The sequence below is a fragment of the Nocardia sp. Tas62D01 genome (assembly GCF_055232035.1).
On the sequence record NZ_JBUYUZ010000001.1, the window covers coordinates 2,282,376 to 2,308,501 of the forward strand.

At 65.8% G+C, this 26,126-nt stretch carries 24 protein-coding genes, 1 tRNA gene and 3 pseudogenes; 17 read left to right on the top strand and 11 right to left on the bottom strand.

Features of this window, described 5'->3' with window-relative positions:
• Positions 1–280: 280 nt before the first annotated feature.
• The 4 genes from ACV7NQ_RS11220 to ACV7NQ_RS11235 all read left to right on the top strand — a co-directional run bounded on the left by ACV7NQ_RS11220 (position 281) and on the right by ACV7NQ_RS11235 (position 5,244).
• Complete coding sequence (locus ACV7NQ_RS11220; protein WP_463359572.1) at positions 281–1,492, top strand: glycosyltransferase; 1,212 nt, start codon at positions 281–283, stop codon at positions 1,490–1,492.
• On the top strand, positions 1,489–2,496 hold the full coding sequence (locus ACV7NQ_RS11225) for a glycosyltransferase (protein ID WP_463359573.1): 1,008 nt from the start codon (positions 1,489–1,491) through the stop codon (positions 2,494–2,496). Before ACV7NQ_RS11220 ends, ACV7NQ_RS11225 begins: the two co-directional genes overlap by 4 nt.
• Positions 2,496–3,803: a glycoside hydrolase family 130 protein gene (locus tag ACV7NQ_RS11230; protein WP_463359574.1), complete on the top strand. Its 1,308-nt coding sequence runs from the start codon at positions 2,496–2,498 to the stop codon at positions 3,801–3,803. Before ACV7NQ_RS11225 ends, ACV7NQ_RS11230 begins: the two co-directional genes overlap by 1 nt.
• A gap of 190 nt (positions 3,804–3,993) precedes the next feature.
• Positions 3,994–5,244, top strand: coding sequence for a fatty acid desaturase family protein (locus ACV7NQ_RS11235; RefSeq protein ID WP_463359575.1), 1,251 nt, complete (start codon positions 3,994–3,996; stop codon positions 5,242–5,244).
• A 43-nt stretch (positions 5,245–5,287) separates the two neighbouring features.
• On the opposite strand, the gene ACV7NQ_RS11240 is transcribed toward ACV7NQ_RS11235, so the two are convergent.
• On the bottom strand, positions 5,288–6,016 hold the full coding sequence (locus ACV7NQ_RS11240) for a TetR/AcrR family transcriptional regulator C-terminal domain-containing protein (protein ID WP_463359576.1): 729 nt from the start codon (positions 6,014–6,016) through the stop codon (positions 5,288–5,290).
• A 115-nt stretch (positions 6,017–6,131) separates the two neighbouring features.
• On the opposite strand from ACV7NQ_RS11240, the gene ACV7NQ_RS11245 reads away from it, so the two are divergent.
• From ACV7NQ_RS11245 to ACV7NQ_RS11260, 4 genes are read left to right on the top strand one after another with little or no spacing between them, the layout of a single operon-like run.
• A complete protein-coding gene (locus ACV7NQ_RS11245) occupies positions 6,132–6,599 on the top strand; it encodes a hypothetical protein (protein ID WP_463359577.1) in 468 nt (155 codons plus the stop codon).
• A 36-nt stretch (positions 6,600–6,635) separates the two neighbouring features.
• A complete protein-coding gene (locus ACV7NQ_RS11250) occupies positions 6,636–6,809 on the top strand; it encodes a hypothetical protein (RefSeq protein ID WP_463359578.1) in 174 nt (57 codons plus the stop codon).
• A gap of 40 nt (positions 6,810–6,849) precedes the next feature.
• On the top strand, positions 6,850–7,293 hold the full coding sequence (locus tag ACV7NQ_RS11255) for a DUF5994 family protein (RefSeq protein ID WP_463359579.1): 444 nt from the start codon (positions 6,850–6,852) through the stop codon (positions 7,291–7,293).
• 3 nt (positions 7,294–7,296) lie between these two features.
• Positions 7,297–7,770, top strand: coding sequence for a DUF5994 family protein (locus tag ACV7NQ_RS11260; RefSeq protein ID WP_463359580.1), 474 nt, complete (start codon positions 7,297–7,299; stop codon positions 7,768–7,770).
• A 15-nt stretch (positions 7,771–7,785) separates the two neighbouring features.
• Here the strand turns inward: ACV7NQ_RS11260 and ACV7NQ_RS11265 are convergent.
• Positions 7,786–7,866: pseudogene (locus ACV7NQ_RS11265) on the bottom strand (RNA polymerase sigma factor SigF); the annotation flags it as partial.
• A gap of 29 nt (positions 7,867–7,895) precedes the next feature.
• Here ACV7NQ_RS11265 and ACV7NQ_RS11270 point away from each other — a divergent pair.
• The 4 genes from ACV7NQ_RS11270 to ACV7NQ_RS11285 all read left to right on the top strand — a co-directional run bounded on the left by ACV7NQ_RS11270 (position 7,896) and on the right by ACV7NQ_RS11285 (position 10,694).
• Positions 7,896–8,081, top strand: coding sequence for a GPP34 family phosphoprotein (locus ACV7NQ_RS11270; RefSeq protein ID WP_463359581.1), 186 nt, complete (start codon positions 7,896–7,898; stop codon positions 8,079–8,081).
• Between the two features lie 67 nt (positions 8,082–8,148).
• On the top strand, positions 8,149–9,000 hold the full coding sequence (locus ACV7NQ_RS11275; protein ID WP_463359582.1) for an alpha/beta fold hydrolase: 852 nt from the start codon (positions 8,149–8,151) through the stop codon (positions 8,998–9,000).
• Complete coding sequence (locus tag ACV7NQ_RS11280) at positions 8,993–9,568, top strand: TetR/AcrR family transcriptional regulator (protein WP_463359583.1); 576 nt, start codon at positions 8,993–8,995, stop codon at positions 9,566–9,568. The genes ACV7NQ_RS11275 and ACV7NQ_RS11280 overlap by 8 nt, the downstream gene beginning before the upstream one ends.
• Before the next feature lie 412 nt (positions 9,569–9,980).
• Entirely contained in the window at positions 9,981–10,694 is a 714-nt protein-coding gene (locus tag ACV7NQ_RS11285; protein ID WP_463359584.1) for a DsbA family oxidoreductase, read from the top strand.
• 371 nt (positions 10,695–11,065) lie between these two features.
• Here ACV7NQ_RS11285 and ACV7NQ_RS11290 read toward each other — a convergent pair whose 3' ends face one another.
• From ACV7NQ_RS11290 to ACV7NQ_RS11305, 4 genes are all read right to left on the bottom strand, one after another.
• Positions 11,066–11,617: a hypothetical protein gene (locus ACV7NQ_RS11290; RefSeq protein ID WP_463359585.1), complete on the bottom strand. Its 552-nt coding sequence runs from the start codon at positions 11,615–11,617 to the stop codon at positions 11,066–11,068.
• A 10-nt stretch (positions 11,618–11,627) separates the two neighbouring features.
• A complete protein-coding gene (locus ACV7NQ_RS11295) occupies positions 11,628–12,773 on the bottom strand; it encodes a hypothetical protein (protein WP_463359586.1) in 1,146 nt (381 codons plus the stop codon).
• A gap of 196 nt (positions 12,774–12,969) precedes the next feature.
• Entirely contained in the window at positions 12,970–14,424 is a 1,455-nt protein-coding gene (locus tag ACV7NQ_RS11300; RefSeq protein WP_463359587.1) for a catalase, read from the bottom strand.
• A gap of 97 nt (positions 14,425–14,521) precedes the next feature.
• Positions 14,522–15,256 (bottom strand): MIP/aquaporin family protein, encoded by a 735-nt coding sequence (locus tag ACV7NQ_RS11305; RefSeq protein WP_463359588.1) that lies wholly within the window; start codon positions 15,254–15,256, stop codon positions 14,522–14,524.
• Between the two features lie 331 nt (positions 15,257–15,587).
• Between ACV7NQ_RS11305 and ACV7NQ_RS11310 the strand changes: the two genes are divergently transcribed.
• Positions 15,588–17,207: a protein kinase domain-containing protein gene (locus tag ACV7NQ_RS11310; RefSeq protein ID WP_463359589.1), complete on the top strand. Its 1,620-nt coding sequence runs from the start codon at positions 15,588–15,590 to the stop codon at positions 17,205–17,207.
• Here the strand turns inward: ACV7NQ_RS11310 and ACV7NQ_RS11315 are convergent.
• Positions 17,185–17,610, bottom strand: a complete 426-nt coding sequence (locus ACV7NQ_RS11315) for a response regulator transcription factor (protein WP_463359590.1) — start codon at positions 17,608–17,610, stop codon at positions 17,185–17,187. The genes ACV7NQ_RS11310 and ACV7NQ_RS11315 overlap by 23 nt on opposite strands.
• A gap of 208 nt (positions 17,611–17,818) precedes the next feature.
• Here ACV7NQ_RS11315 and ACV7NQ_RS11320 point away from each other — a divergent pair, with 208 nt between their 5' ends.
• From ACV7NQ_RS11320 to ACV7NQ_RS11335, 4 genes and pseudogenes are all read left to right on the top strand, one after another.
• Positions 17,819–18,793: an aldo/keto reductase gene (locus ACV7NQ_RS11320; RefSeq protein WP_463359591.1), complete on the top strand. Its 975-nt coding sequence runs from the start codon at positions 17,819–17,821 to the stop codon at positions 18,791–18,793.
• 52 nt (positions 18,794–18,845) lie between these two features.
• Positions 18,846–19,085 (top strand): annotated as a pseudogene (locus tag ACV7NQ_RS11325) (VIT1/CCC1 transporter family protein); the annotation flags it as partial.
• A gap of 74 nt (positions 19,086–19,159) precedes the next feature.
• Positions 19,160–21,349 (top strand): GAF domain-containing protein, encoded by a 2,190-nt coding sequence (locus ACV7NQ_RS11330; protein ID WP_463359592.1) that lies wholly within the window; start codon positions 19,160–19,162, stop codon positions 21,347–21,349.
• A 250-nt stretch (positions 21,350–21,599) separates the two neighbouring features.
• The gene (locus tag ACV7NQ_RS11335; protein WP_463359593.1) at positions 21,600–22,475 is read left to right on the top strand and encodes an LLM class F420-dependent oxidoreductase; all 876 of its coding nucleotides are present in this window, start codon (positions 21,600–21,602) and stop codon (positions 22,473–22,475) included.
• Here the strand turns inward: ACV7NQ_RS11335 and ACV7NQ_RS11340 are convergent.
• The 4 genes and pseudogenes from ACV7NQ_RS11340 to ACV7NQ_RS11355 all read right to left on the bottom strand — a co-directional run bounded on the left by ACV7NQ_RS11340 (position 22,472) and on the right by ACV7NQ_RS11355 (position 26,075).
• Positions 22,472–23,176, bottom strand: coding sequence for a hypothetical protein (locus ACV7NQ_RS11340; protein WP_463359594.1), 705 nt, complete (start codon positions 23,174–23,176; stop codon positions 22,472–22,474). The genes ACV7NQ_RS11335 and ACV7NQ_RS11340 overlap by 4 nt on opposite strands.
• A gap of 131 nt (positions 23,177–23,307) precedes the next feature.
• Positions 23,308–23,381, bottom strand: a tRNA-Leu gene (locus ACV7NQ_RS11345).
• 124 nt (positions 23,382–23,505) lie between these two features.
• Positions 23,506–25,011: pseudogene (locus ACV7NQ_RS11350) on the bottom strand (APC family permease).
• A gap of 116 nt (positions 25,012–25,127) precedes the next feature.
• The gene (locus ACV7NQ_RS11355) at positions 25,128–26,075 is read right to left on the bottom strand and encodes a Ppx/GppA phosphatase family protein (RefSeq protein WP_463359595.1); all 948 of its coding nucleotides are present in this window, start codon (positions 26,073–26,075) and stop codon (positions 25,128–25,130) included.
• Positions 26,076–26,126: the final 51 nt, after the last annotated feature.

Genomic DNA, 26,126 nt, shown 5'->3' on the forward strand with positions numbered 1-26,126 from the left:
GGTGCGCGCACGATGCAATAACGCCGATTTTCATAGATCCTCGATTACTGGCGAGATTTGCCGCGAGAATCGTCGAGTGACGGTGCGGACCTGAATACATGACCTTACCATGCCCACCTAGCCTATGACCTGGGTGTTAAGATCAGGTCCTAGTGGTCGATCCGCCCGTGTCGTTGTCCGGAGCGGATTCTCAAGCGCTCCAGCGCAGCACGATCGGCCAATTGAGTGGCCACAGACAGCGACACGTCGACGCTGCCTCCGAAGCAGGAAGGCTGACATTGTGTCAGTTCGGTCCTACGGAATTTTGAGCACCTATCCACCCACCCAGTGCGGGTTGGCGACCTTCACCGGTGCGTTGGTCGGTTCGCTGACCGCGACCAGCGCGGCCATATACCCGCCCGTCGATTTCAGCCGCAGCCCGGTCGGCGGACCGAGCACGGTCGGACCGAACTCCGTCGGCGTCGTCGCCGTCGTCGACACCCTGGAGCAGACTCCACCGCCTGAGGTCAGCCATCAGTGGGTGCGCAGCGCCCGCCGTGGCGCGGCCACCGCCGCCGCCGCGCTCAACCGCTACGACGTGGCGATCATCCAGCACGAGTACGGCATCTTCAGCGGTCGAGACGGCATAGACGTTCTCGAAACCGTTCGCGCACTTCGAGTTCCGGCGATCGTGGTGCTGCACACCGTGCTGGTCACCCCGACCTCCCGGCAACGGGTGATTCTCGAAGAGCTCGCCCGCATCTGTGCCGCCGTCGTCACGATGACGAACACCGCGCGGCAAAGACTCATCGACCACTACACGGTCGACCAGGCGAAGATCCAGGTGATTCCACACGGCGCCGCCGACAACCGCGCCGGGCAGCGCGGCGACCGGCATCAGCCGATCTCCCGGACACCGGTGATCCTGACCTGGGGCCTGCTCGGCAAAGGCAAGGGTATCGAATGGGGCATCGACGCGATGGCCCAGATCGCCGACCTCCGACCGGCCGCGCACTACCGGGTGGTCGGGCAGACCCATCCCAGGGTGCTGGAGCGACACGGAGAGTCCTATCGCAGCGGCCTTGTCGACCGCGCCCATCGACGTGGCGTCACCAACGCGGTGCACTTCGACGACCGCTACCTTTCGCGCACCGAGCTGTACCGGCTGATCCGGCAGGCCAATGTCGTCCTGCTGCCCTACGACTCGCGTGAACAGGTGACCTCCGGCGTATTGATCGAGGCCATCGCGGCGGGCAAGCCGGTGATATCGACGGCCTTCCCGCATGCGCAGGAATTGCTCTCGAGCGGTGCCGGGCTGCTGGTCGATCGCGAGTCACCCGACGCCATCGCGTCCGCGCTGCGGCGCGTCTTTACCGAGCCCGGCCTCGCGGCCCGGATGGGCACCGAAGCGAATCGGATTGCGCCCGAACTACTTTGGTCCTCGGTCGGCCGGAAATACCATGAGCTCGCCGCGGAAACGTTGCGGGCCGATACGAAGGTGGCCACGGCATGAACACCATCACCATCTCCTACGCACATCTGTTCCGACTCAGCGATGACTGCGGAATCTTCGAGCACGCCAAGTTCACCGAACCGCGCATCGAGAACGGCTACTGCGTCGACGATGTCGCGCGCGCCCTCGTCGTCGCCGTCCGCGAGCCCGATCCCGACGAGCAACTGCTCGCCCTCATCCAGGTGTATCTGGACTTCGTCATCGACGCACTCGCCGAGGACGGCCGCTTCCACAATCGTCGCGGCGCCGACCGGAGCTGGCAGGACGAGCCGAGCCTCGAAGACCATTGGGGCCGCGGACTGTGGGCGCTCGGCTCCGTCGTCGCCCGACGGCCCGACCTCGCCGAGGCTGCCCTGGCGCATTTCACCGTCGGCGCGCGACGACGTTCGCAATGGCCTCGCGCGATGGCATTCGCGGCCCTCGGCGCTGCCGAGGTGCTACAGGTCTATCCACGAAACCAGTGCGCCCGTGAACTGCTGGCCAGTGCCAGCGCGCTGATCGGCCCGCCCACCCGCAAACTGCACTGGCGGTGGCCCGAACCGCGGCTGGATTACGCCAACGCGGTACTGGCCGAGGCGATCCTCGTGGCGGGCGCCGCTCTCGGTGAGGAGCGCACCCACGCCGATGGTCTCGTGATGCTGCGCTGGCTGCTCGAGGTGGAAACTGCGGGCGACCACCTTTCGGTCACCCCTGTCGACGGCTGGACGACCGGAGAGCTGCGACCGGGCTTCGATCAACAGCCCATCGAGGTCGCGACGCTGGCCGACGCCTGCGCACGCGCCTACGACCAGACCGGTGACCAGCGGTGGAAGGACGCGGTACTGCTGTGCGAAGCCTGGTTCCGCGGCGCCAACGATGTCGTTACACCGCTGCTCGACCCAGTCAGCGGCGGCTGCTGCGATGGACTGGAGCCGACCGGCAGAAATGAAAACCAAGGCGCCGAGTCGACACTCGCGCTGATCTCCACTCAGCAACAAGCCCGCCGACTGCAGCGGGCGCTGTAATGGCCGACCCCGTGGTGGCGAGCACGGCCGAACTCGCACGGCGGGGCGACCAAGTGCTCTATCCCGACGCGCGCCGGGTCTTGGCCAGACTCTTCCTGCCCGGTCAGGAGATCCTCGGACAGGGCATTTCGCGCGCCGACGCTATCATCGGTCGGGTGCTCGACCTCACCGAAGACGCCGTGCTGGCCACCCTAACCGACCTGATCAGCCGGTTCGGCGACCGGCATCGCGATATCGGCGCGACCTTCGCCGCGCACTGCGAGCTCGTCGAGCACCGGCTACCGCGGACGAAGCTGACAGTGGAACGCCGACAGCTCATCGGCGCGTGCTTCACTCAGGAGTACGCGGTCGAAGCTGCGGCCCTGTTCAATCCGTCCATCGTGGCGCTCCCCGACCAATCCGGCACGGCCCCCGGCGAATTGCGTTTCGTCATGGGCCTGCGCGCCCTCGGCGAGGGACATATTTCGAGCATCGAGTTCCGGACCGGCGTGCTCGGACACGGTGATGCGGTTCGCCTCGACGAGCGATCACTGTTCGTCGAGGCAGGGCGGGCTACCGCGGTGGTGTCCGGTGACTACACCCTGACCTTTTCTGCCGATCGCCCGCTGTCGGAACGAATTGTCTTCCCCGCGAGCCCCGATGAGAGCCACGGCATCGAGGACGCGCGCTTCACCCGGTTCTGCGCGGCGGACGGCACGGTGACCTATTACGCCACCTACACCGCTTTCGATGGCGCGCATGTCGCGCCGCGGCTGCTGCGCACCAACGACTTCGTCACGTTCGAGAGCACCAGCCTGGACGGCGCCGGAGCCAAAGACAAAGGGATGGCGCTGTTTCCGCGCCAAGTCCAGGGCCGTTATCTCATGGTGTCGCGGTGGGATCGGGAAAGCATCAGCATCGTCAGCTCGCCGGACGCCCGCGTGTGGGACGATCCGGTCACCATCTATCGGCCGACCCAGCCCTGGGAGCTGATCCAGCTCGGCAATTGCGGTCCACCGATCGAAACCACCGCGGGCTGGCTGGTTTTGACCCACGGCGTCGGACCGATGCGCACCTACGGCATCGGCGCGATCCTGCTCGACCTCGACGACCCGACCCGAGTCCTCGGTGCGCTGCGTCGGCCGCTGCTTGCGCCGACCGAAGCCGAACGCAACGGCTACGTACCCAACGTCGTGTACTCCTGCGGCGCGCTGGTCCATCAGGACACCCTCGTGCTGCCCTACGGCCGCAGCGACTCGGCGATCGGATTCGCCTTCGTACCGCTGCCCGATTTACTGCGGCAACTCCTCGAAGTCGGCCTCAATTGAGCGGCCCCATCCGCGCTTCACCAGGAATTCACACCGTAGATTACGGGTGTTGACCTACAGCGTTGACAGGACGTAAAAGCGAGCGTGTACTGGAATTCCGGCAGATCCACCCGCAGTCATTGGGCTCCACCCGATTGAGCTCGCCCACCCGATCGGGGCTCCGATCTCACCACAACCTCGAGGACCTTGAATGGCAATCACTGAAATCAAGGAGTACGCGCATCTGAGCGCGGCCGACGTCGAGGCGCTCGGGTGTGAGCTCGATGCGATTCGTCGTGACGTCACCGAGCAGCGCGGCGAACGGGACGCGGCCTATATCCGCCGCACGATCGCCTTCCAGCGGACACTCGACGCCGCGTCGCGGTTGCTGATCGGTGGCAGTCGGAGCAAAGCCGGTTGGATCCTGGGGACCGCCGGGCTGGCGGTGGCGAAGAGCATCGAGAACATGGAAATCGGCCACAATGTCTGCCACGGCCAATGGGATTGGATGAACGACCCCGAAATCCATTCCAGCACTTGGGAATGGGACATGGCGGGCGTATCGGCGCAGTGGCGCTATTCGCACAACTATCGCCACCACATCTTCACGAATGTGCTCGGCATGGACGACGACATCGGCTTCGGTGTCATTCGGGTGACCCGCGACGAGCCATGGCGCCCTAGTCATCTCCTGCAGCCGTTGCGAAATCTGTTGCTGGCGGCCACCTTCGAGTGGGGTATCGCCCTGCATGGGCTGTACGCCGAACAGGACCGCATGGCGACCCCGGCGCTGAAGACCGCGCAGACCAGGGCGATGGTCGGGAAGCTGGCCCGCCAGATCGGCAAGGACTACCTACTGTTCCCCGTGCTCAGCGGGCGGCGGTGGCGCCGCACGCTGGCCGCGGACGCGTCCGCCAACGTGCTACGCAATGTGTGGGCCTATCTGGTGATCTTCTGCGGGCATTTCCCCGACGGCGCGGAAAAATTCACCGCCAAAGTCATGGAGCACGAGACCAAGCCGGAGTGGTATCTGCGGCAGATGCTCGGCACGGCGAACTTCGACGCGGGACCGCTGCTCGCGTTCATGAGCGGCAACCTATGCTACCAGATCGAACATCACCTGTTCCCGGACCTGCCGAGCAATCGGTACGCCGAGATCGCCCAGCGGGTGCGCGCGCTGTGCGACAAATACGATCTGCCCTACACCACCGGATCGTTGACCCGCCAATACCTGCTGACGCTGCGCACCATCCACAAACTCGCACTCCCGGACCGCTTCCTGACCGCCACCTCCGACGACGCACCCGAGACCGCGTCCGAACGGCGATTCGCCAGGGACATCGAACGCGCCGCGTCCGACGCAGACCCCGCCACCCCCCGGCGTGGGCTGCGCACCGCGATCAAGGATCGAAGCCGCCGCCGACACTTCGTCGGCAGGGTTGCGGACCGATTGCGGGCGTAGCGTGAGAGTTATCGGCGGCAATCCGCACGCGACCGCACTGAGGTCATTCAGGATCTTCCGCCCGAGCAGGCAGAGTGGCCGAGAGCCCCGCGAGCAGAATGTCGAGGCCGCGTTCGAGTTCGGCAGCGCCGTCGTAGGCGGCCAGGATCGGTGCGAGTTGACGCAGCAGTGGGAATTCGGCGATCGGGAGCCGGTGCAGCCCGAGCCGCAGCACTTCGTCGGTTTCGTCGGGACGTTCCACGATTTCCTGCAGCTCGTTGAGGATATGGCCGTACAGGAGCCCGAACAGGGCACGGTAGATGTGCAATGCGTCGCCTCCGGAGAACCCCGCCGCGGTGAGCAGCGCGAGGATATCTTCCAGTGGCCGCACCACCGCTCGCGGACGCAGGCCGAGTGGCGTCGCCAACGGACGGGTCACCAGCAGCGGCACCGCCCGCGGATGCACCAGCGCCAGGCGGCGGAATTCGCGTGCGACGGTGCGCAATTGGGCGATCCAGTCGGTATCGGTCGCATCGACGGACAGCTGTGCGAACACGACCTCGGCGACACCATCGAGCACTGCGGCCTTGTTCGGCACGTGCCGGTAGATCACCATCGGGTCCCGGCCCACCGCATCGGCCAGCCGACGCATCGACAGCCCGTCGACACCATCGCGATCGACGATCTCGAGCGCGGCCGCCAGTACACGGTCCCTGGTGACCTGGCCGTTGCCGCGGTCCGGGTGGTCGGCTCCGGATTTGGAATTCGTGCGATACGTCGGCGAATCGTCCATCACGGAGGTCCCTTCCATCGAAATAGGCACTAGCTGTCATAAGTGTAGACCTACATTGTTGACACCACGTGTTCGGCGGCGTCTAATGGAAGGACCAACAGATCCGAGTATCGCCATGACCGTCATCGTCGGGCTCGTCGTTCTGGTCACCGCCGTGATTGTCGGCGTCACCGGAGTATTCGCAAACGGCGGCAGCACCCACGCGTTAACCGACAACTTCGCCGTATTCGGCTACCACGTCACCGGCTCCACCGGCCTGCTGTTCCTCTACGGCATCGTCGTCGGCGGCGTTGGGCTTGCCGGGCTGAGCACGCTACTCGCCGGCGCCCGCCGTACCGCCCGGCTGGGTGCCAACGCCCGCCGCGAACTCAAAGCATCCCGCCGCGGCCCCGCCATGGCGGGCCAGGGCCGCAACGGCTGCCCGGGCGGGCAACAACCGTTCGGCAACCCGCAGCAACAGCCCTACGGCGGTCAACAGCAACCCGATCAGCCCCCGCGACGCGGCGACGTCGGCCAACTGCTCAGGCCAACGCCGAACGGCCGTCCGCCGACCGACCCCCCGCGCAGCGACCACCGCTGGTAACCGCACCCCATCTCGCCAAAGACAAGGACAACCACGATGACCGTCGGACAGACGATAGCCCGCAAAGCCAAGGCCGCTAACAACACCATCAACCGATTCTTCGGCCGCGCGACCGAATACCCGCCGTTGCGCAATGAGCAGCGCCTCGATCACGCCACCGGTAGTGCCGAGCAAGCGGCCCGCAGACTCGGCAAGTACTACGAACACTGACCCCACGGCCCTCTTTCGCGGCCGAGACAGGAGCGCCATCATGACGCCAGTACAGCTTCGACCGCGTTCCGCTCGACACCTCACCCCGCCCGAGTTCACACCGCGGCTGAGGTTGAAGCCGAAGGGCAACGACGCCGACTATATCGACGGCGCGTGGTGGCCCCGTTCCGGCGAACTCACGGCCGAACTTCCAGATCTACTGGCCGTCTTGGCGATTCGGCTCGGCCCCGTGCAGCGAATCGTCTACGACCCGGACGGTTGGTCACGCACACCCCAGCAGATGACCGTGCGAGATCGCGCGGTTCAACTCGACGCCTACCCCCTCCGATCGCGCAACACGATGTACGTCTTCGGCAGCGACGGCGCCATGATCGTGCTGCAGGTGATCGCGTCGACCACCGACGACGACACCGCCCACACGGCGTTGATGGCAGCGGTCGATCTCCAACCGGCAGCCAGTCCACCGGGCTGGCACGAGGAGTAGATCATGACCATTCGTGCAATGAAGCGTCCGATCACCAACCACTTCGATATGAGCAAGGCGCCCGGTCCGCTCCAGAAAAACCGGCAACCCTTCGGACGACCCACCCGCACCCCGCGTGTGCTGCTCGGGACACGCGGCGCCCGCTCGGGCAGTGTCGACGGCGCGTGGTGGCCATGGACAGCCAACCTCACCGCCGAACTACACGACCTGATCAGTGTCGTCACCCCGCGCCTCGGGTATACCGTGCGCGTCGGCTTCGACTGGAATTCGGTGAGCCTCACTCAACGGCGCATCGACGATGACGACGGCATCCAAATGTACGGCCCCGGCAGCAAGCAAGCCGCCGGCATCATGCATCTGCACGGGGCGCACGGCGCCGCGCTGGCCCTGCTCGTCATCCCGTTCGACACCCCGCCCGAACTCGCCAATCGACAGATGCGGCTGGCCGCGGGACAACCGCGATCGGTCAAAGACTAGGCCGCGCTCGAGCATTCAGTCGCGTAATACCTGCTCGCGCAACGACTCCAGCATTTTGGACAGGATGCGCGAGACATGCATCTGCGAGACGCCGAGGTGCTCGGCGTGACAGACAGAGGATCACGATGTTGACGCTGGCGGAGGAGTTTCTGCTGCTCGCCCTCAACGACGACACCGGCAAGAAATCGGTGGACAGCACCCGGATAAATGCCGCGCTGGCGGGCGCCGCCATCGTGGAGCTCACATTGGACGGGGCGCTGCGGTTGACCGAAGTCTGCGAGCCCAAGCCGGGATGGCGGCCTCGGTGTTGACACCAAAGGCTAATTGGATTAGCTTTTGAGCTATCGTCATTAGCTACAAGCTCTACGGGAGTTCGACATGACCGAGTACCTGACCATCGACGGTGGACAGATCGCCTACGAGGTAGCGGGCGAAGGTCCGCTGGTGGTGCTCTCGCACGGCATCGGTGACCATCGGCAGGCCTATCGGTTCCTTGCCCCGAAGCTGGTCGCGGCGGGCTACCGGGTCGCGGCTGCGGACCTTCGTGGACACGGGGAATCCAGCATGAACTGGAAGTCGCACGACGGCAGCGACGCCATCTCGCGCACCGACGTCGCGGGCGATCTGCTGGCCTTGATCCGCCACCTCGGCGGTCCTGCGGTTATCATCGGCCACTCCATCTCCGGCGGAGCCGCCACCATCGCGGCGGCACAGGCGCCCGAACTGGTCAGCGCTATCATCGAACTCAACCCGTTCACCAAGACCCAGAAGTTCGCCGCCGGCGCGGTGTTCACCGTCTCGCGCTACCGCAAGGGCATGACGCGGCTGATGGCCGCCATGATCTTCAAGAGCCTCGGGCAGTGGATCAGCTACCTGAACATCGCCTACCCGATCAAGCCCGCCGACTACGACCAGTACATGGCCGACCTGTCGGCGAAGCTGCGCGAACCCGGCCGGTTCGCGGAGTTCCTGAAGACCGGCAAGTCCACGCCGGCCGACGCCGAGGCGCAACTGCCGAAGATCAGCAGCCCCGCGCTGATCATCATGGGCACCGAGGACCCCGACTTCCCGGACCCCAAGGCCGAGGGCGATGCCATCGTGGCGCTCATGCCCGCGGACCTCGGCACCGTCGCACTGTCGGAGGGCTCCGGGCACTACCCGCACGCGGATTCGCCGGACCGGGTTGCCGAACTCGCGCTGCAGTTCCTCGCGGAGCAGGCGCGTGCCTAGGGTCGGACTCAGCAAAGCCGATGTCGTCCGTGCGGGTGCGCAACTCGCCGACGACGTCGGCTTCGGCAATCTCGCGATGGGTCCGCTGGCCGAAAAGCTCGGCGTCCGAACACCTTCCCTCTACAAGCACGTCGCCAGCCTGGCCGACCTACAGCACGGCATCGCGGTGCTGGCCATGACCGAACTCGACCGCGCGATCCGCGATGCGATGCACGGCATGTCCGGCGCGCAGGCTCTTGCGGCCTTCGCGCGCGCATTCCGTTCCTATGTGATCACGCACCCCGGCCGCTACACCGCCACCGTAGGCGCCGAGTTCACCGGCCCCGACGATCCCCTGTTGGAACCGAGCACCCGCGTGCTCGATTCGATGGCCGCGGTGCTGCGTGGCTACGGCATCCCCGACGCCGAGATGGACCTCGCACTGCGTACCCTACGCTGCACATTCCATGGATTCGCGTCCCTGCAGGCCTCGAATGGCTTCCAGTGGACCGGCGACCCGGAGGTCAGCTTCGACTGGATGATCGACTTCATCGACCGCGGACTGCGCGCGGGCTCCACCGGCGCATGATCTCCCACGCCAGAATGGCCGGACAGCAGCACCGTCCTGAAGAGCGGGAGATCACTTACGCATCGCCTCGCCCTTTAGTATTGGCATCGCGGACGCGCAGATTTGCCGAGTTGCGCAGGAGCACAACCGCTTCCGCCTCCACGGCATCCGGATCGCCGACCGCTCGACGATCAGAAGGATTCATGATCACCCTGCACGACCTCGATTCCAGTACCCCGTTTCTATCGCAGCTCAACACCTTTCCTCGCCCCGACGGGCAGCTCGACTCCGTCATCGAGGCGTGGCAGCAACCGCGGCCAATCCCTCTGTCCTGAAACCTGTTTCGCGCGGTGCTGTCGTTCGTCGACTTCGGACGGGCGCGCGGGGCCCGGGGGTCGGGAACAGATGCGTTAGCCCGGGCGTTGCCAACACCATGCATGTCGAGATCTGGACCGATATCAACTGTCCCTTCTGCTACCTGGGCAAGCAGCGATTCGAGCAGGCGTTGACGGAGTTCGCCCACCGCGACGACGTCGAGGTGGTGCATCGTTCGTTCGAGTTGGATCCGACGCTGCCCGCCGACGAAGCCGGTCCGGTGATATCGAAGATCGCGCGCAAGTACGGGATCAGTGAGGCGCAGGCGGCGGCCAACGAACGCGGGATCGGTGCTCAGGCCGCCGAAATCGGCCTGCCGTATCTGGCCGAAGGCCGGGACTACGGCAGCTCTTTCGATATGCACCGTCTGCTGCACTACGCACTGACGCAGGGCAAGCAGGACGCGCTGCTCGACGCCCTGTACCGCGCGAATTTCGCCGAGGAACAGTCCCTGTTCGGTGATCATGAGCGGCTGATCCAGATCGCCGTCGCGACCGGACTCGACGAATCGGGCGTCCGCGCGGTGCTCGCCGACCCCGACGCCTACGCCGATGCCGTGCGCGCCGACGAGCGGGAAGCGGCGAGACTCGGCGCGACCGGCGTCCCGTTCTTTGTCTTCGACCACAAATACGGCGTGTCCGGAGCACAGCCACCCACAGTCTTCACCCAGGCCCTGAACCAGGCTTGGGCCGAACGCGAACCAGCCGTACAAATGGTGGGGGGAACGGACGTCTGCGGCCCGGACGGATGCGAACTTCCGGCACGCGATTGAACTGTGTGTCCGCTCCGCCTCGACGCTGCGCCACACCATCGGATTGACGGGCAACCAGGCCGCTACAGTCAGAACGACGCCTCCGCTCACGCCACTGACGTGCTCGAGCATCAGGGGACACTGGCGTCCGGGCGGACTTATTCTCCCCCGAGCGCGTGCCGCCACCCTGGGCATCTGAAATCAGCTGCTACGCAAGACAATCGACGTCAACGCACAGGTAAGAGACGAACCTCACCGGCACGGCACCGATCACGCGTTCGACATCGAGCCATTTCCCATCGACAACCGCGGTCAACACACTCATGGGCCGAGAATGCCGAGCCGCTGGCGGGCGCCCTTCAGCGAAGTCCTTCTGCCGCACGACGGCGCCATCAACCCGCACCCCGGTACCGCTGGGCTCGAGGTTGCCGATCCGCAATGCCGCGCGGTTCGGTGTCTTCCATCTTGATGAAGGACAGGCGGCCGAGGAGCTGGTGCAGCGGCATCGCGAGATCGGCAGCCAGGGCACTCATGACCTGCAACATGGTGCCGCTGTCGAGTTCGTGAGCGATGAGAATCTCATCGAGAACCATTGCGCTGAACACTTGCTTGCGGTTCAGCATCCTTTCTGGCAGCCAGCTCAGCCTCCACCGTTCTCCGCGGGTTCCGTCATCTACCCTGGCCGCGAACTCAGCGGAGTGCGGGTTCGTAATTGTGAACTGTGTGGCATGCAGAGCGTTGACGTGCTCCACGATCAGATCGCCAACGGGGCCGCCCGACCACGTCGCAGGTTCTGGCGCGTGCTCGCCGGTCGTTGCGCTAGCCCACCCCACTGCTGTGAAGGTCTGTTCGTCCTGATCAGCCCTGGCTGTGTCATTGCGGCTGGCAGCACGCCGCAGTTGCGAGAGGCCGGTGTTGAAGTCGTAGTGGGCGGAGAAAGTCATGTTCCCATGCTCATGGCTGGACCGTGGGTGGGCCATGTTCGACCGAACAGCATGTGGACATGCCCGTTTGGCACGGTGAGCCAAAACGGTCACGACGTCGGACACGGCGATGGGCGGGGTCGTGTTCGAGGAATGCCCACACGGTGTTCTCCACGTCCCGGCGACCCGGTTGACCGTCGTCGAGTGTGCGGAGGTGTTGGCGTTCGAGCTGTGCGACGGTGTCGGTTCCCAGCCTCGCCAGTGGGAGAGGCCCGGGGTCCGCGATGGTGACCACCCCGGTCATCCCGAAGGTCTGTGCGACTTCGAGAGTCGATACTGTTTCGTCGAACGAAGGGGCGAGGTCGGTGAGCAGTGCCGGTTCCGCGACGGCGACCAGCCATCGGTCCCCGACCACCGGGCGTCGTGGCACCACGGCCACCAGGTTCCCGTCGACGACGGCGAGAACGGGTTGGTGCTCGCGTGTTGCGCTCGTACGCTGCACCACCGCCGTCAGGGCGGCACCGTCACGTCCATCGGCCGGTCGAGCGCACAACGGTTGGTATTTCGCGGATGGGTCCAAACCGAACGTGCGGGCCTCGACGGCGACGCGAGCGGCCGAGATGTGCCCGTGCAGCAGTGCGCGCAAGAAGTCCGCTCGCTGCTCGGTTTCACGCCGCGCGCCCTCAACTGCCATCTCGTGCCGAACTTCACCGATGACTCCGGCGGCGTCATTGGCGAACTGCCACGCCATGTCGTGAGCGTCCAGGACGACCTGAGGGGGAAGTCCACGTTTCGCCGCTTCCTCGTCGAACGCAGCCAACACGAACCGTGCGGTGATCTGAATGCTTCGGGTGAGCGCTTCGAGCGGGAAGCCCTGCTCCACACGTCGTCGTGCGAACTCCGCCAACGCATGGATGCGACCGGCGTCGGGTGCGGTGGCCGTCACGGACAGTTGCTCGAGGGCGGACCGGAGGATTGCCACAGTGTGTGTCCGCATTTCTGCCGCCGGCACCGTTGCATATTCGGGCATCTGATCACGCAGCCGGGCGACCAACGAGTCGACGTGCTCGTCCAGCCGCTCGAGGATGCTCGACGCCAGTATCCGAAGATGGCCTCGGCCATCCAGCTGTCGACCGAGCGAATCGCCTGCAGCCGGCAAATCCGGTGCGTGGTCCACAAACAATCAGCCTGCCAGCGCTGATCGTCGACCGCAATGGAGGGAGTCCGCGTATCTCGAGCGGCCACCTCAGCCGCCTCGGTGTCACTGGAATTGCAGGAGATTCGAACGGCCCACACCGCCGGCATATGCTCCGAACCTGCGTGATCAATCTTCCTGAGCTGTATGCACTCTGGAGAATCATCTGAGTAACGGGTCAAGCACTGCGGACGCCCTCCTCGATTCGGTCGCCCAGGTCCTTATCGACATTGCGCCAGTACTCGAAGGCGCGTTGCAGGACTGGCTCGGTCACTCCGTTGAGGAGGTGGCCGACAACATTATCGACCAACCGTTCGCGTTCGGCGTCGTCGAACACGTCGCGGACGAGGATGCCGGCCTGTCCCCAGTCGTCGTCCTCGGCTCGCAGGGTGTGGGCGGTACGCACCATTTCCCCGTCGGTATGCCAACCTGCGGGTTCGCCGTAACGGTGGGTGTCCGCGCGGGGCCCGCCCTTGGAATTCGGCGCGTACACCGGATCTGAGACGGTGTGGTAACGCATCGCGCCATCCTTGCTGTAACTGTGGACGGGCGACTCGGGTGCGTTCACGGGCAGTTGGTTGTAGTTCGCGCCGATCCGGGCGCGGTGGGCATCCGGGTACGCGAACATCCGGCCCAGCAGCATCTTGTCCGGGCTCGCCCCGATGCCCGGCACAAGGTTGCTGGGCTCGACGGCCAGCTGCTCGATCTCGGAGTGGTAGTCGGTCGGGTTGCTGTTCAGGGTCATCCGACCGACCTCGATGAGCGGGTAGTCGGCGTGCGGCCACACTTTGGTCAGGTCGAACGGATTGAACCGGTAGTTCTTGGCCTGCTCGAACGGCATGATCTGCATCTTCAGCGTCCAGCTCGGATATTCGCCGCGCTCGATCGCTTCCCAGAGATCGCGGGTGTGGTAATCGGTGTCGGTCGACGCCAGCCGGTCGGCCTCTTCCTGCGTGAGGCATTCGACGCCCTGATCGCTGATGAAGTGGTATTTGACCCAGAATCTTTCGCCCGCCGCGTTGATCCACATGTAGGTGTGGCTGGAGTAACCGTTCATGTGCCGCCAGGTGCGCGGGATGCCGCGGTCGCCCATCAGCCAGGTGACCTGATGCGCCGACTCCGGCGACAGCGTCCAGAAGTCCCACTGCATGTCGTGGTCACGCAGATTGTTGTCGGCACGACGTTTCTGTGACCGGATGAAGTGCTGGAACTTCATCGGGTCACGCAGGAAGAACACCGGGGTGTTGTTACCGACCATGTCGTAGTTGCCCTCGGTGGTGTAGAACTTCACCGCGAAGCCGCGCGGGTCACGCCAGGTGTCGGGGCTGCCGTGCTCGCCGGCCACAGTGGAGAACCTGATCACCAAGCGGGTCGTGGTGCCGGGCTGGAACACCGCCGCCTTGGTGTAGGCGCTGACGTCGTGGGTGACCTCGAATCGGCCGAAGGCGCCGCTGCCCTTGGCGTGCGGCTGGCGCTCGGGCACCCGTTCGCGGTTGAACTGCGCCATCTGCTCGATCAGATAGTGATCGTGCAGCAGGATCGGACCGTCAGGGCCGACGGTGAGCGAGTGCTCGTCGCTCTCCACGGGGATACCGGCATCCGTCGTCGTCGGTGCGCGGTGTGTGCTGGTCATTGTCGTATCTCTCGGTCGATGGATGGAACGGTGCGTCTTGGCCGCCGGCTGGTGAAGCCGGAAGCTCGGAGCCTGGGTGAGCCGTCCAGCGGCGTGATCATTTGTCGTCAGGGTTGAGCGCAAGGAAGACGGCACCGGCGGCGGCGGCGGCGATGAGTTGGGCCAACAGGTACACCCACAGCGTCGACCAGGCGAACATCCCCATCACGGCAGCGCCGAACGTGACCGCCGGGTTGAACGCGCCACCGGAGATCCCGCCGACCGCGAATGCCCCTGCCACCACGGTGAATCCGATGGCCAGCCCGTAGAACGAGTTGTCCGGGTGGCTCTTGCTGGTGGCGACGTTGAGCACCACAAAGCACAGGGCGAAGGTGAACAACAGCTCCACCACGAACGCAGCCACCAGGATGTGACCGGTCAGCGTCATGGTCGCCGTGGTCGCGACCTGCGGCGGATCGACGACCTCGCGCATGACCACCGCGGCGAGGAGCCCGCCCACGAACTGGGCGATCCAGTATCCGGCGGCATCCCGCATGCCGATCCGGTGCCGCACCAGCACGGCCAAGGTGACCGCCGGGTTGTAGTGTCCACCGGAGATGTGCCCGCCGGCGTAGATCATCACCATCAGGATCCCGCCGATCGCCAGGGGAGCGAGCGGGCTGCCACTGCCTGCGGCAGCCCCGACGGTGAACACTAGAAAGAATGTCCCGATCGCCTCGACGACGTACGTCGCGCGGATACGACGGGCCGTGGTCACCTCGCTGGTGTCTGCTGATGCGGTGTCTGCTGATGCGCGGGTGGGGACTTCGATGGTTTCTTGGGATATGACCATGTCGAGACTCCTCGAATTGTCTTGTGGGACTTACAGAATCGTCTCGTCGCATGCCTTTGTCTTCGATGCTGGCCTCCAATAGGGTGCACCGCTACCCCTACTGTGCGTGTACCTGCTAGCTGCAACTCCGGCCCGTACGATCGGCGGTCGCTTCCCCGACAGGGACCCGAGCATTGCAGCGCAGCGCCGAGGGCGGAGGTCGGCGACGCGTTCACCCTGATGCCGTGTCATCAGCCGCTCTTATGTGCGCAGCTGATGACGGTATGCTCGGAGTGATCCGGAGGTGATGGGATGGGTGCTCGATTGCGGACGGAGAACGTCGAGGTCGACGATGGCCGAATTCGAACCACAGCCAACGCGGCCTGATCCGACCCTGGCGATCGCGGCAGAGCTGGCCGCGGCGGGGTTCGATGATGCTCACGAAGTCGGACATGGTGGCTTCGGAGTGGTCTACCGTTGCCGTCAGCACTCATTGGACCGCATTGTGGCGATCAAGGTGCTCACCTCCGGCCTCGACCCGGACAACCTCGAACGATTCCTCCGCGAACAGCGCGCAATGGGCAAACTGTCCGGACATCCGAATATCGTCAACATTTTTCAGGTCGGTACCACCGAGTCGGGTTTGCCCTACATCGTGATGCAGTATCTCCCGAGGGATTCCCTGGGCGCGCTGATCCTCAATGCCGGCCCCCAGAGTTGGCAGGACACGCTGCACATCGGGGTCAAGATTTCCGGTGCTCTCGCGACAGCACACCGGCTCGCCACCCTCCATCGCGACATAAAACCCGCGAACATCCTGCTCACCGAATACGGCGAGCCCCAGCTGACCGACTTCGGCATCGCACGAATCGCAGGTGGCTTCGAGACCACCACGGGTCTCATCACGGGATCACCCGCGTTCACCGCACCCGAGGTACTCCACGGCCAGACCCCGACTCCGGCATCGGATCTCTACAGTCTCGGCGCCACCCTTTTCTGCGTCCTCACCGGCCACGTGGCCGTCGAACGCCGCAGCGGGGAGCAGGTGGTCACTCAGTTCCTGCGGACCACCAGCACCACGATTCCCGACCTGGAGGGCAGACACATTCCCAGTGACGTCTACTCCGCCATCGACCATGCTATGGCAGGCGATCCCCGGGATCGGCCCGCGACCGCGGCCGAACTCGGGGAGGAGTTGAGACAGGCCCAACGCCGCCACGGCCTGACCGTCGACGACATGGCCGTGCCCACGGACAACGGTGTTGATCATGCCCGCGACCAGCACAAGACCGCCCGGATGGAGGACGAGAGCCCGGTGACGACTCGCTTGCGGGTGATCCTGGCCGAAGACGACGTCCTGCTCCGCGAGGGTGTGGCGAGCCTGCTCGCCCGCTCGGGGTTCGACGTCGTGGGGCAGGCCGGAAATGCCGCACAACTCCTGGCGCTGGTCCGGGACAAAGCCCCGGACCTGGTGGTGACCGACATTCGGATGCCGCCGACCCACACCACCGAAGGGCTCGACGCGGCCCGGGTAATCCGCGGCGAGCACCCCGAGACCGGCATCCTGGTCCTGTCGGCGCACGCCGACGTCGAGGACGCGATGGAGCTGCTGGCCAGCGGCCGGCGGATCGGCTACCTCCTCAAGAGCCGGGTCACCGACGTGGAAGATTTCATCGACACCCTCCAGCGAATCGCCAAGGGAGCGTCGGTCGTCGACCCCGCTCTGGTGCAGGAGTTGGTGTCGGCCCGCCGGCGCGACGATCCGCTCGGTGTGCTCAGCACACGGGAGCGGGAGGTGCTGGCGCTAATGGCGGAGGGACGCTCCAACGCCGGTCTCGCCCGTCGGCTGTGGGTCACCGAGGGCACCGTCGAGAAGCACGTGCGCAGCATTCTGACCAAGCTGAACCTGCCCGAGACCGGTGACGATCACCGCCGGGTCCTCGCGGTGATCACCTACCTCGAGGCTCGCTGACCGGATCGTCGGGATCGCCGACGACCCGGGCGGCGAGGAGGTCACGGATCGCGCCCGACGACAGCGCGAACTTGGGCAAGAAGCCCACCGCTGGGCTCGCGGCAATCATGTCGGCGAAGTCTTGCTCGGCGTGGGCAGAGGTCATTATCACCGATGACGGCGCAGGCCACCCATTCCGGTGCAGGTACTCGGCGAGTTCGAACCCGTCCTCCGCACCGAGATCAACGTCGACCAACGTCACGTCCGGCCGCAGCTCCTCGACACCCCGGATCGCCTCAGCGCTGGTCGAGGCCGCGCCGATAACGGTGATCCCCTCACGCTCGAGCAGGTCGCGCGCAGCGTCGCGAAAGTAGGCGCTGTCATCAACGATGAAGCAGCGCAACAGCTCGACCAGGGGCACCATGACCTCAGTTTCTCCGAGCGCACCGCCGGCGCGCATCCCCGCTAGCAGGAACTTCGCGGTCGAGCGGCCAGACCGGCGCAATGGCAGCTGGCAGGTAGGCACAGATTCCAGCTGACCGCCAGCACCGATGGGCGTCAGCGGTGGCGACACGGGCTCATCGAAGCGGAATTCTGGCAGCGATGGTTCGTATCGACATTGGGAGAGCGACGTGAAGACAACGACATTGGGGAGAAGTGGACTTCGAGTCTCCCGCATCGCATTCGGCACGTGGCAGCTCGGAGGAGACTGGGGTCGGTTCGACGAGGACGCGGCCATCACCGCGATCCGCCGCGCCCGCGAGTTGGGCGTCAATTTCTTCGACACCGCGCAGGCGTACGGGTTCGGTGCGTCCGAGCGGATGCTCGGCAAGGCCCTGCGTGACGAACTCACCCGCGACCGCAGCCAACTCGTAATCGCCACCAAAGGCGGGTTACGCAGGACCGCTTTCGGCCTCGTCCGTGACGGCAGCCCCGAGTGGCTGCGCCGGGGCGTGGACGCCAGCCTGACCGCCCTCGGCATCGACCACATCGACCTGTACCAAGTGCACTGGCCCGACCCGGCCGTACCGGCCGCCGAGACAGCGGGCACACTGCTCGACCTGATCGCCGAAGGCAAGATCGGCCACGTCGGCGTGTCCAACTACGACGTCGCGCAGATGACGGAGTTCGCCGCGACACTGCCGGTCGAGACGGTCCAGCCCCCATACCACCTATTCCGCCGTGAGATCGAAGGGGAGCTGCTGCCGTATTGCCTCACACAGGACATCGGTGTGCTGGTCTACGGACCGTTGGCACACGGCTTGCTGACCGGCACGCTGACCCCGGAAACGACGTTCCCGGGCGATGACTGGCGCAGCGGCAGCGCAGTTTTCAGCGGCGGGAGCTATCGCCGCAACCTGGCGACGGTGCGCACCTTGGAGAAGCTCGCTGCCGACCGTGGCATTACCGTCAGCCAGTTGGCTATCGCATGGACGCTGGCAAACCCTGCCGTGCATGTCGCCATCATCGGTGCCCGGCACGCGAATCATGTCGAAGACAGTCTCGGTGCTGCGGAGGTCTTCCTCAGCGACGCCGACCTCGCCGAGATAGACACGATCATGGCCTCCGCCACGCCGGTGGCCGGCCCGACCCCGGACAGCGTGTGATGACGGGCAGCATGGGACGGGTCGCCGAGCGCCTGACCGTCAGCGGGACATAATGCGATACGACGACACTGAAGTCCGAAGCGAGGCATGGCATGTCGCGACCGAGCCACATGGCGCCAACCTCGCCGACCATCTGAACTGGTTACATGCCGGGGTTCTTGGGGCCAACGACGGAATCGTGTCCACGGCAGGGCTGATTGTGGGCGTCGCCGCGGCCACGACGGACGCGGCGACCATCTTTACCGCCGGATTCGCTGGGCTTGTGGCGGGCGCGGTCTCGATGGCGCTCGGCGGAGCGCTCGCGATGATCGTGACCTACGGCATCGGTCAGATCGTCGGAACCGGACTGTGAGGCACCCCGACGGTGTGGCTCCGCCCCTCCCACTGGGAATCGCGGTCGCCGCCGGTCTCATCGTGGCGGAGACCCTGGTGGTGTACCTGCTCACGCGGATCGCTCCCGATGGCGCCTTTGGCGTAGTCTACCTGCTCAGCGTCCTGGTCGTGGCGACCGGCTGGGGGCTTGGGTTGACGGTGACGACGGCGGTGGCCAGTGCCCTCGCCTTCGTCTGTTTCCGAAACTGGCCCGCCGTGAGCTCCCTACTGATCCAGGTGCAGGTCTGGGTGGTGATCGCAATCTTCCTTGTGGTTGCGCTGTCGGCCCACGCCCTCACAGGCCTCGCGAGGACACGGGCCGTTGATGCAGATCAACGCCATCAGGAGGCGGACCTGGCCGCCGAGTTGGCCGGCCTGATGTTGCGCACCGATGATCTGCGCTCTGCGCTGGACGTGGCCGCACACCGCCTGGCTCAGGCGCTCGGGCTGCCGTTTGCGGAACTCGAACTCGATGTGGTCCCCGCTGATCAGCGCCGCTGCGCGATCGCGTTGCGCGACAATGCCGTCCACCTCGGAACGCTGCTGGTCCCCGCCGATCTGCCGACGCCGATGAAGCAGCGCCTGCGGGAGCGGGTGGTGCCGACGCTGGAAACCCTGCTTGCCGCTGCGCGCGACCGCGAAGCCATCACCCATGCGCTGGTGACGAGCCGCATGGAGCTGGAGCAGCTCTTCGATCTCTCGTCTGACCTGCTCTTCATCGCTGGACCCCTGTACTTCAAGCGGGTCAACCGCGCCTTCGAGCGGACACTCGGGTATTCGAGCAAAGAGTTGATGTCGCGGCCGTTTCTCGACTTCGTCCGTCCGGCGGATCGCAGTCGCGCGCGCGACGTGCTCGACGAGGTGTCCCGCGGCCTGGAGCCCTTTCAGTTCGAAAGCCGCTTCGCCTGCAACGACGGCGCCGAGCGCCGGCTCCAGTACAACGTTGTACCCTATCAAGGTTTGCTCTACGGGGCTGCCCGCGACGTGACCGACCAACGGCGCGAGGAGGACCGGCTGTGGGAGGCGCAGCGGATAATCGAGAAAAGCCGTGACCAACTCGGGGTGCTCGCCGTGCAACAGGCTGCGCTGCGACGGGTTGCGACGCTGGTCGCGCGCGGGGTCACCTCCTCCGAGGTGTTCCCGGCGGTGGCCGAGGAATTGGCCCGTTGTCTGGGTGTGCAATACGCCTCCTTGTGGCGCTACCAGCCCGACGGCACAGGCATCCTCGTCGCAGCCTGCGACGAGCCCGGGTTGACGAAGATGCCGGTCGGCGCTCGGTTTTCCCTCGAGGGTCAGAGCGTCCCGGCGATGGTGTCAGACACCGGACGCCCCGCCCGGATGGACAGCTACGAGAACGCTTCCGGTTCGGCTGCCGCGCAAATCCGTGAGTCCGGGCTCCGTGCGGCAGCCGGAGCGCCGATCGTGGTACGCGGCCGCGTGTGGGGTGCGGCCATCGTCGGCTCGTTACGACCCGAGCCCCTGCCACCCGACACCGAGGCACGCGTCGCGGACTTCGCGGAGCTCGTCTCGACCGCGATCGCGAATGCCGAGGCCCACGCCGAACTCACCGCGTCTCGAGCCCGGATCGTCGCGACTGCCGATGACGCCCGGCGCCGCCTCGAACGCGATCTGCATGACGGAGCGCAACAGCGGCTGGTCTCGCTGGGGCTGGAACTCCGCTCGGCGGAGGCTTCGGTGCCAACCGAACTCGACGCGCTCAGGGGGCAGATTTCTCACATCGTTTCCGGGCTGACCGGAGTGTCCAAGGATCTACAAGAGATCTCCCGGGGCATCCATCCGGCGATCCTGTCGAAGGGCGGCCTCGGGCCTGCGGTCAAGACGCTCGCCCGCCGCTCCGCCGTCCCGGTCGAACTCGATCTTCATGTCGACCGACGGTTGCCGGCGTCTGCCGAAGTGGCCGCGTATTACATTGTGGCAGAGGCGCTCACGAACACGGCCAAACATGCACGAGCGTCACGGGTGAACGCGCGCGTCGAAGCCGAGGGTGCGACGCTGCGTCTCTCGATTCGAGACGACGGAATCGGAGGGGCAGACTCCGGCAGAGGGTCGGGACTCATCGGCCTGATCGACCGCGTCGAGGCACTCGGCGGCCAGATGGAGATCGCGAGTCACACCGGAGACGGGACGTCATTGCTCGTGACGATCCCACTCGAGTATCAGTGATCAGCTCGCACCATGCGATCCGAGGAGGCCGAGAGTTCGCCCGAGTCCGGCCGCGCGCATGCGCGAGTTACGCGCGGCCCTGACCCAGCTGCCCGAAATCACCGACCCCTACGCTCGAGCGGTGATGATCCTGCCGGAGGACGTGCACTTCGGCCAGCCCACGACAGGCTGACGTCCGCTCGACTTGACCTGGAGTGCGCTCCAGGACCTAGCGTGCTGGGCAACGGTTATCTACACAAGGGATATCTTCATGGAACTCGGTTTTCACGTACCTATATTCGACATCGACGGTGGCACCACTGCCATCGCCGGTGAGCTGGCCAGGGTGGGCGCAGCGGCGGAGGAGTCCGGTGCGACCTGGCTGTCCTTTATGGACCATTACTTCCAGATCGAGCCGACCGGCCTTCCGGCAGAGTCGAACATGCTGGAGGGCTACACCACGCTCGGCTACCTGGCCGCGCATACCTCCAGCATCGACCTCGGCCTGCTCGTCACTGGCGTGACCTATCGGCATCCGGGTCTGCTCGCCAAGATCGTCACAACGCTCGATGTGCTCTCTGGTGGACGGGCTGTGCTTGGTATCGGCGCCGCGTGGTTCGAACGCGAGCACCGCGGGCTCGGCGTGCCGTTCCCACCGATCGCCGAACGGTTCGAACGACTGGAGGAGACGCTGCGCATCTGCCGACAGATGTGGGACCCGCAGAACAATGGGCCGTTCGACGGCAAGCACTACCAGCTGACCGAGACGCTCTGCTCGCCGCAGCCGATCAACCGGCCCAAGGTCCTCATCGGCGGTGGCGGGGAGCGCAAGACGCTACGGCTGGTCGCGCAATACGGGGACGCATGCAACCTCTTCGGTTCCTCGCCCGAGGACGTCGAGCACAAGCTCGACGTGCTGCGACGGCATTGCGACGACGTCGGCCGGGACTACGACGAGATCCGCAAAACCATCATGGCCAACAATCCGCGGCCGAATCCGGACAACCGCGACGAGTTCGTCCGGCACATGGCCGACTACGCCAAGCTCGGCGTGCACGCCGTCATTGTCATCCCAACCACCGGATCTCCTGCCGCCTGGATCGACGGCATGGCGCCGACCGTCCCGCAGCTCGCGGAACTCGGCTAGCGCACGCCAACACCACGGCGAGATGGTCCAGTCACAGATTTCCGCGAGATAGGCCGCGCGCGGCAGTCCGGTGCTCCTCCGACGGGATGGCGTGGACGACAGCTTCGGCGACGGCCGCGGCTGTCGACCCGGTCCAGCACCACCGCCTGAGGCGGACGCAGCCCGTTACGCCGGGAGCCCGGGCTGATGGCGAGCACCGCCGTGCGGCCTGCGGTGATCGCGAAGCCGTCACCGTGTCGCGCCGAGCGAAACCACAGATCCCAGTCCTCGTAGCGGGCATGCACCGTTGTCCAACCACCGGCCTCGGCCAGGAGCGCTCGCGCATGGCTGACTCGGGACGGCTCGAACATCGCGTTGGTGGTCTGCAGTTCGGGATGCCAGATCAGATCGGTCAAGCCGCTGCGGCCCAGCTCCCTACCTGCCTCGTCGATCCGGACGCATCCCGTCGCGGCGAGCGCAGCGCCGCCTTCGAGCAGTCCGAGCAGGATCGCCAGATGCGTTGGCAGCCAACGATCGTCGTGGTCGAAATAGGCCACGAACGGCGCCGTTGCCGCCGCGACGACCCCCGCGTTGCGCGGACCGCCGGCTCCGCCCGCCGCTGTCGAGCAACTGATCGCTCTGCGCGAGCAGGCCCAGGCAGTGGCGCTGCCCGCGCTGACATCTCGCTCCGGACCGTCACAACCAGCGGCGGGTGCCGCCACGCGTGTGCGCCCGTTACAGCAACCGGTGCGCCGGTGGCGGCGATCGTCCGTGCCCGGGTCCACACCAACCTATCCGGAGCGAAGAGGCGAAGGATCACCCGGTCACGCATGCACAGTGTGCATCTACACAGTGCCCCCAGTCGGATTCGAACCGACACTTTGCAGATTTTAAGTCTGCTGCCTCTGCCAGTTGGGCTATGGGGGCATCTGGTCAGCGTACCGACTCGTACTGGCGTACCGGAATCCACCGTAGGCGCATGAGTGGCACACGGTTGCGGGATTCGGCGGCGTGTCCCGCAACCATATGCCACTCGTTGGGGAGCTCGGCTTTACTCTGGCGAGTCGGGTGGGAGGGGTTCGGCAGGGGGGGTGGCGCGGAGGACGGAGTGGCGGCGGCCGTAGGCGAAGTAGACGATCAGGCCGAGGGCCATCCAGATCAGGAAGCGGAATCAGGTTTCTACCGACAGGTTGAGCATCAGCCAGAGGCAGGCCAGGACGGCGAGGATGGGGATCAGCGGGACGAGGGGGACGCGGAAGCCGCGCGGGAGGTCGGGGCGGGTGCGGCGCAGGATGAGGACGCCGAGGGAGACCAGGACGAAGGCGAAGAGGGTGCCAATATTGACCATCTCTTCGAGGGTGCCGAAGTCGATGAAGCCCGCGAGCACGGAACAGACGATGCCGACGATGACGGTCAGGCGCACCGGGGTGCCGCGCTTGCCGGTACGGGCCAGGCGGCGCGGCATCAGGCCGTCGCGGGACATGGCGAACAGGACGCGGGTTTGGCCGAGGAACATCACCATGACGACGGTGGTGAGGCCGGCGAGGGCGCCGATGGAGATGATGTTCTTCGCCCAGGTGACGCCGTGGATGGCGAAAGCCGTTGCAAGCGTGGCGTTGCCGCTGGAGAGCTCGGTGTAGGGCACCATTCCGGTGAGGATGAGCGAGACCGCGATGTAGAGCACGGTGACGATGAGCAGCGAGCCGAGAATGCCTCGGGGCACGGCCTTCTGCGGGTTCTTCGTCTCCTCCGCGGTGGTAGCGACCACGTCGAATCCGATGAACGCGAAGAACACCAGGCTGGCCGCGGCGAGCAGGCCGTACCAGCCGAATGTGCTGTGGCCCGCGCCGGTCAGGAACGAGAACAGCGACTGGTGCAGCCCCTCCGCTGCCGCGCCCGGCTGCGACGGCGGGATGTAAAGCGAGAGGTTCGACGAATCGATGTAGGTGATGCCGACGACCAGCACCAGCGCGATCACGGCCAACTTGATGGCGACCGCCACCGCCGACACCCGCGACGACACCTTGGTGCCGAGCGCAAGGAGCACGGCGAGCACCGCGATGAGCAGTACCGCGCCCCAGTCGAAGTCGATAGAGCCGAGGTGCACGTTCGGCGACCGAGATCCCATTACCTCGCCGAGATACTGCGACCAACCCTTGGCCACCACCGAAACCGCGAGCGCGAACTCCAATATCAGGTCCCAGCCGATGATCCACGCGACGAGTTCACCGAAAGTGGCATAGGAGAACGTGTACGCGCTGCCGGCGACCGGGACGGTCGAGGCGAACTCGGCATAACAGAACGCGGCCAGACCGCACGCAATGGCGGCGAAGACGAAGGCGAGCGAAACCGACGGCCCGGCAACGGTTCCCGCGGTGCGCGCAGTGAGGGTGAAGATACCCGCACCGACCACAACGGCGACGCCGAAAACCGTAAGATCCCAAGCGGTCAGGTCTTTGCGTAGTTTCGAGTCCGGCTCGTCGGTATCTCGGATTGATTGCTCTACCGATTTGGTGCGGAACAAAGCGTTTCGACGATCTGGTCGCGAAATCGCCACCCTGGTCTCCTTGCGCGGGGCCGAGGCCGGCTTCCAGAACAACTCCACCTCGGCGTGCAATACCTGGGCGCCGTCCGATCAGGTGGATTGATGCCGGGCAGTCCGGCGCCGAACGGTCAGGCGATGGACAGCGCGATGCCGTCGAGGATGTCGTGTTCGCTGGCGATCAGTTCGGAAATGCCCGCACGACTGGACAATTCGTCGGCGAGCACCTCGGTGATGATTGCGCCGCCGCCGATGACGTCGACGCGGCCGGGGTGCATGGGGCCGAGGGCGGCGCGCTGATCGTGGTTCATGGTGATGAGTCGATCGCAGACCCCGCGCACCTCATCGAGGGTCAAGCAGGTGAGATGTACCTTCTCCGAATCGTATTCGGGCAGATCGAGGGCGACGGCGGCGAGCGTGGTCATGGTGCCTGCCACGCCGACCCAGGTGCGCGCACCTTCGACGGGCACCCTTGCGAACGCCTCGGATAGTCGCTCGGCGGCGAATTCCCGTGCGGCGGCGATCTGTTCGGCGGTCGGCGGGTCGCCGGGCAGGCAGCGTTCGGTGATCCGGACGCAGCCGATATCGGCGGAGTAGGCGGCCCACACGCCCTCGCTGTCGCCGACGACGAGTTCGGTCGAGCCGCCGCCCAGGTCGACGACAACGAAAGGCCCTGCGGCGCTGGGAAGTTCGCCGACGGCGCCGGTGAACGACAGGCGCGCCTCCTCGTCACCGGTGATCACCTCGGCCTCCGCGCCCGGCACCACGGTGCCGAGTTCGGCACGGGCCATGGCGAAGAAGTCCTCGCGGTTGGCGGCGTCGCGGGTAGCCGAGGTGGCGACCATCCGCACCCGGCTGACCCCCGTCTGGCGCATCAGCGCGGCATAGTCGGCCAGTGCGATCCTGGTGCGTTCGATGGCCTCCGGAGCCAGCGAGCCGGTCGCGTCCACGCCCTGGCCGAGGCGGACGATGCGCATTTCGCGGTGCACGTCCGCGAGTCGACCGTCATCGAGCACGTCGGCGATCAGTAGTCGGATCGAATTGGTGCCGCAGTCGACGGCCGCTACCCGGTCACTCATAGCTGTGCTCCGTTCGTTTCAGGGCCGATATTCACTCAGCACCAATAGTTT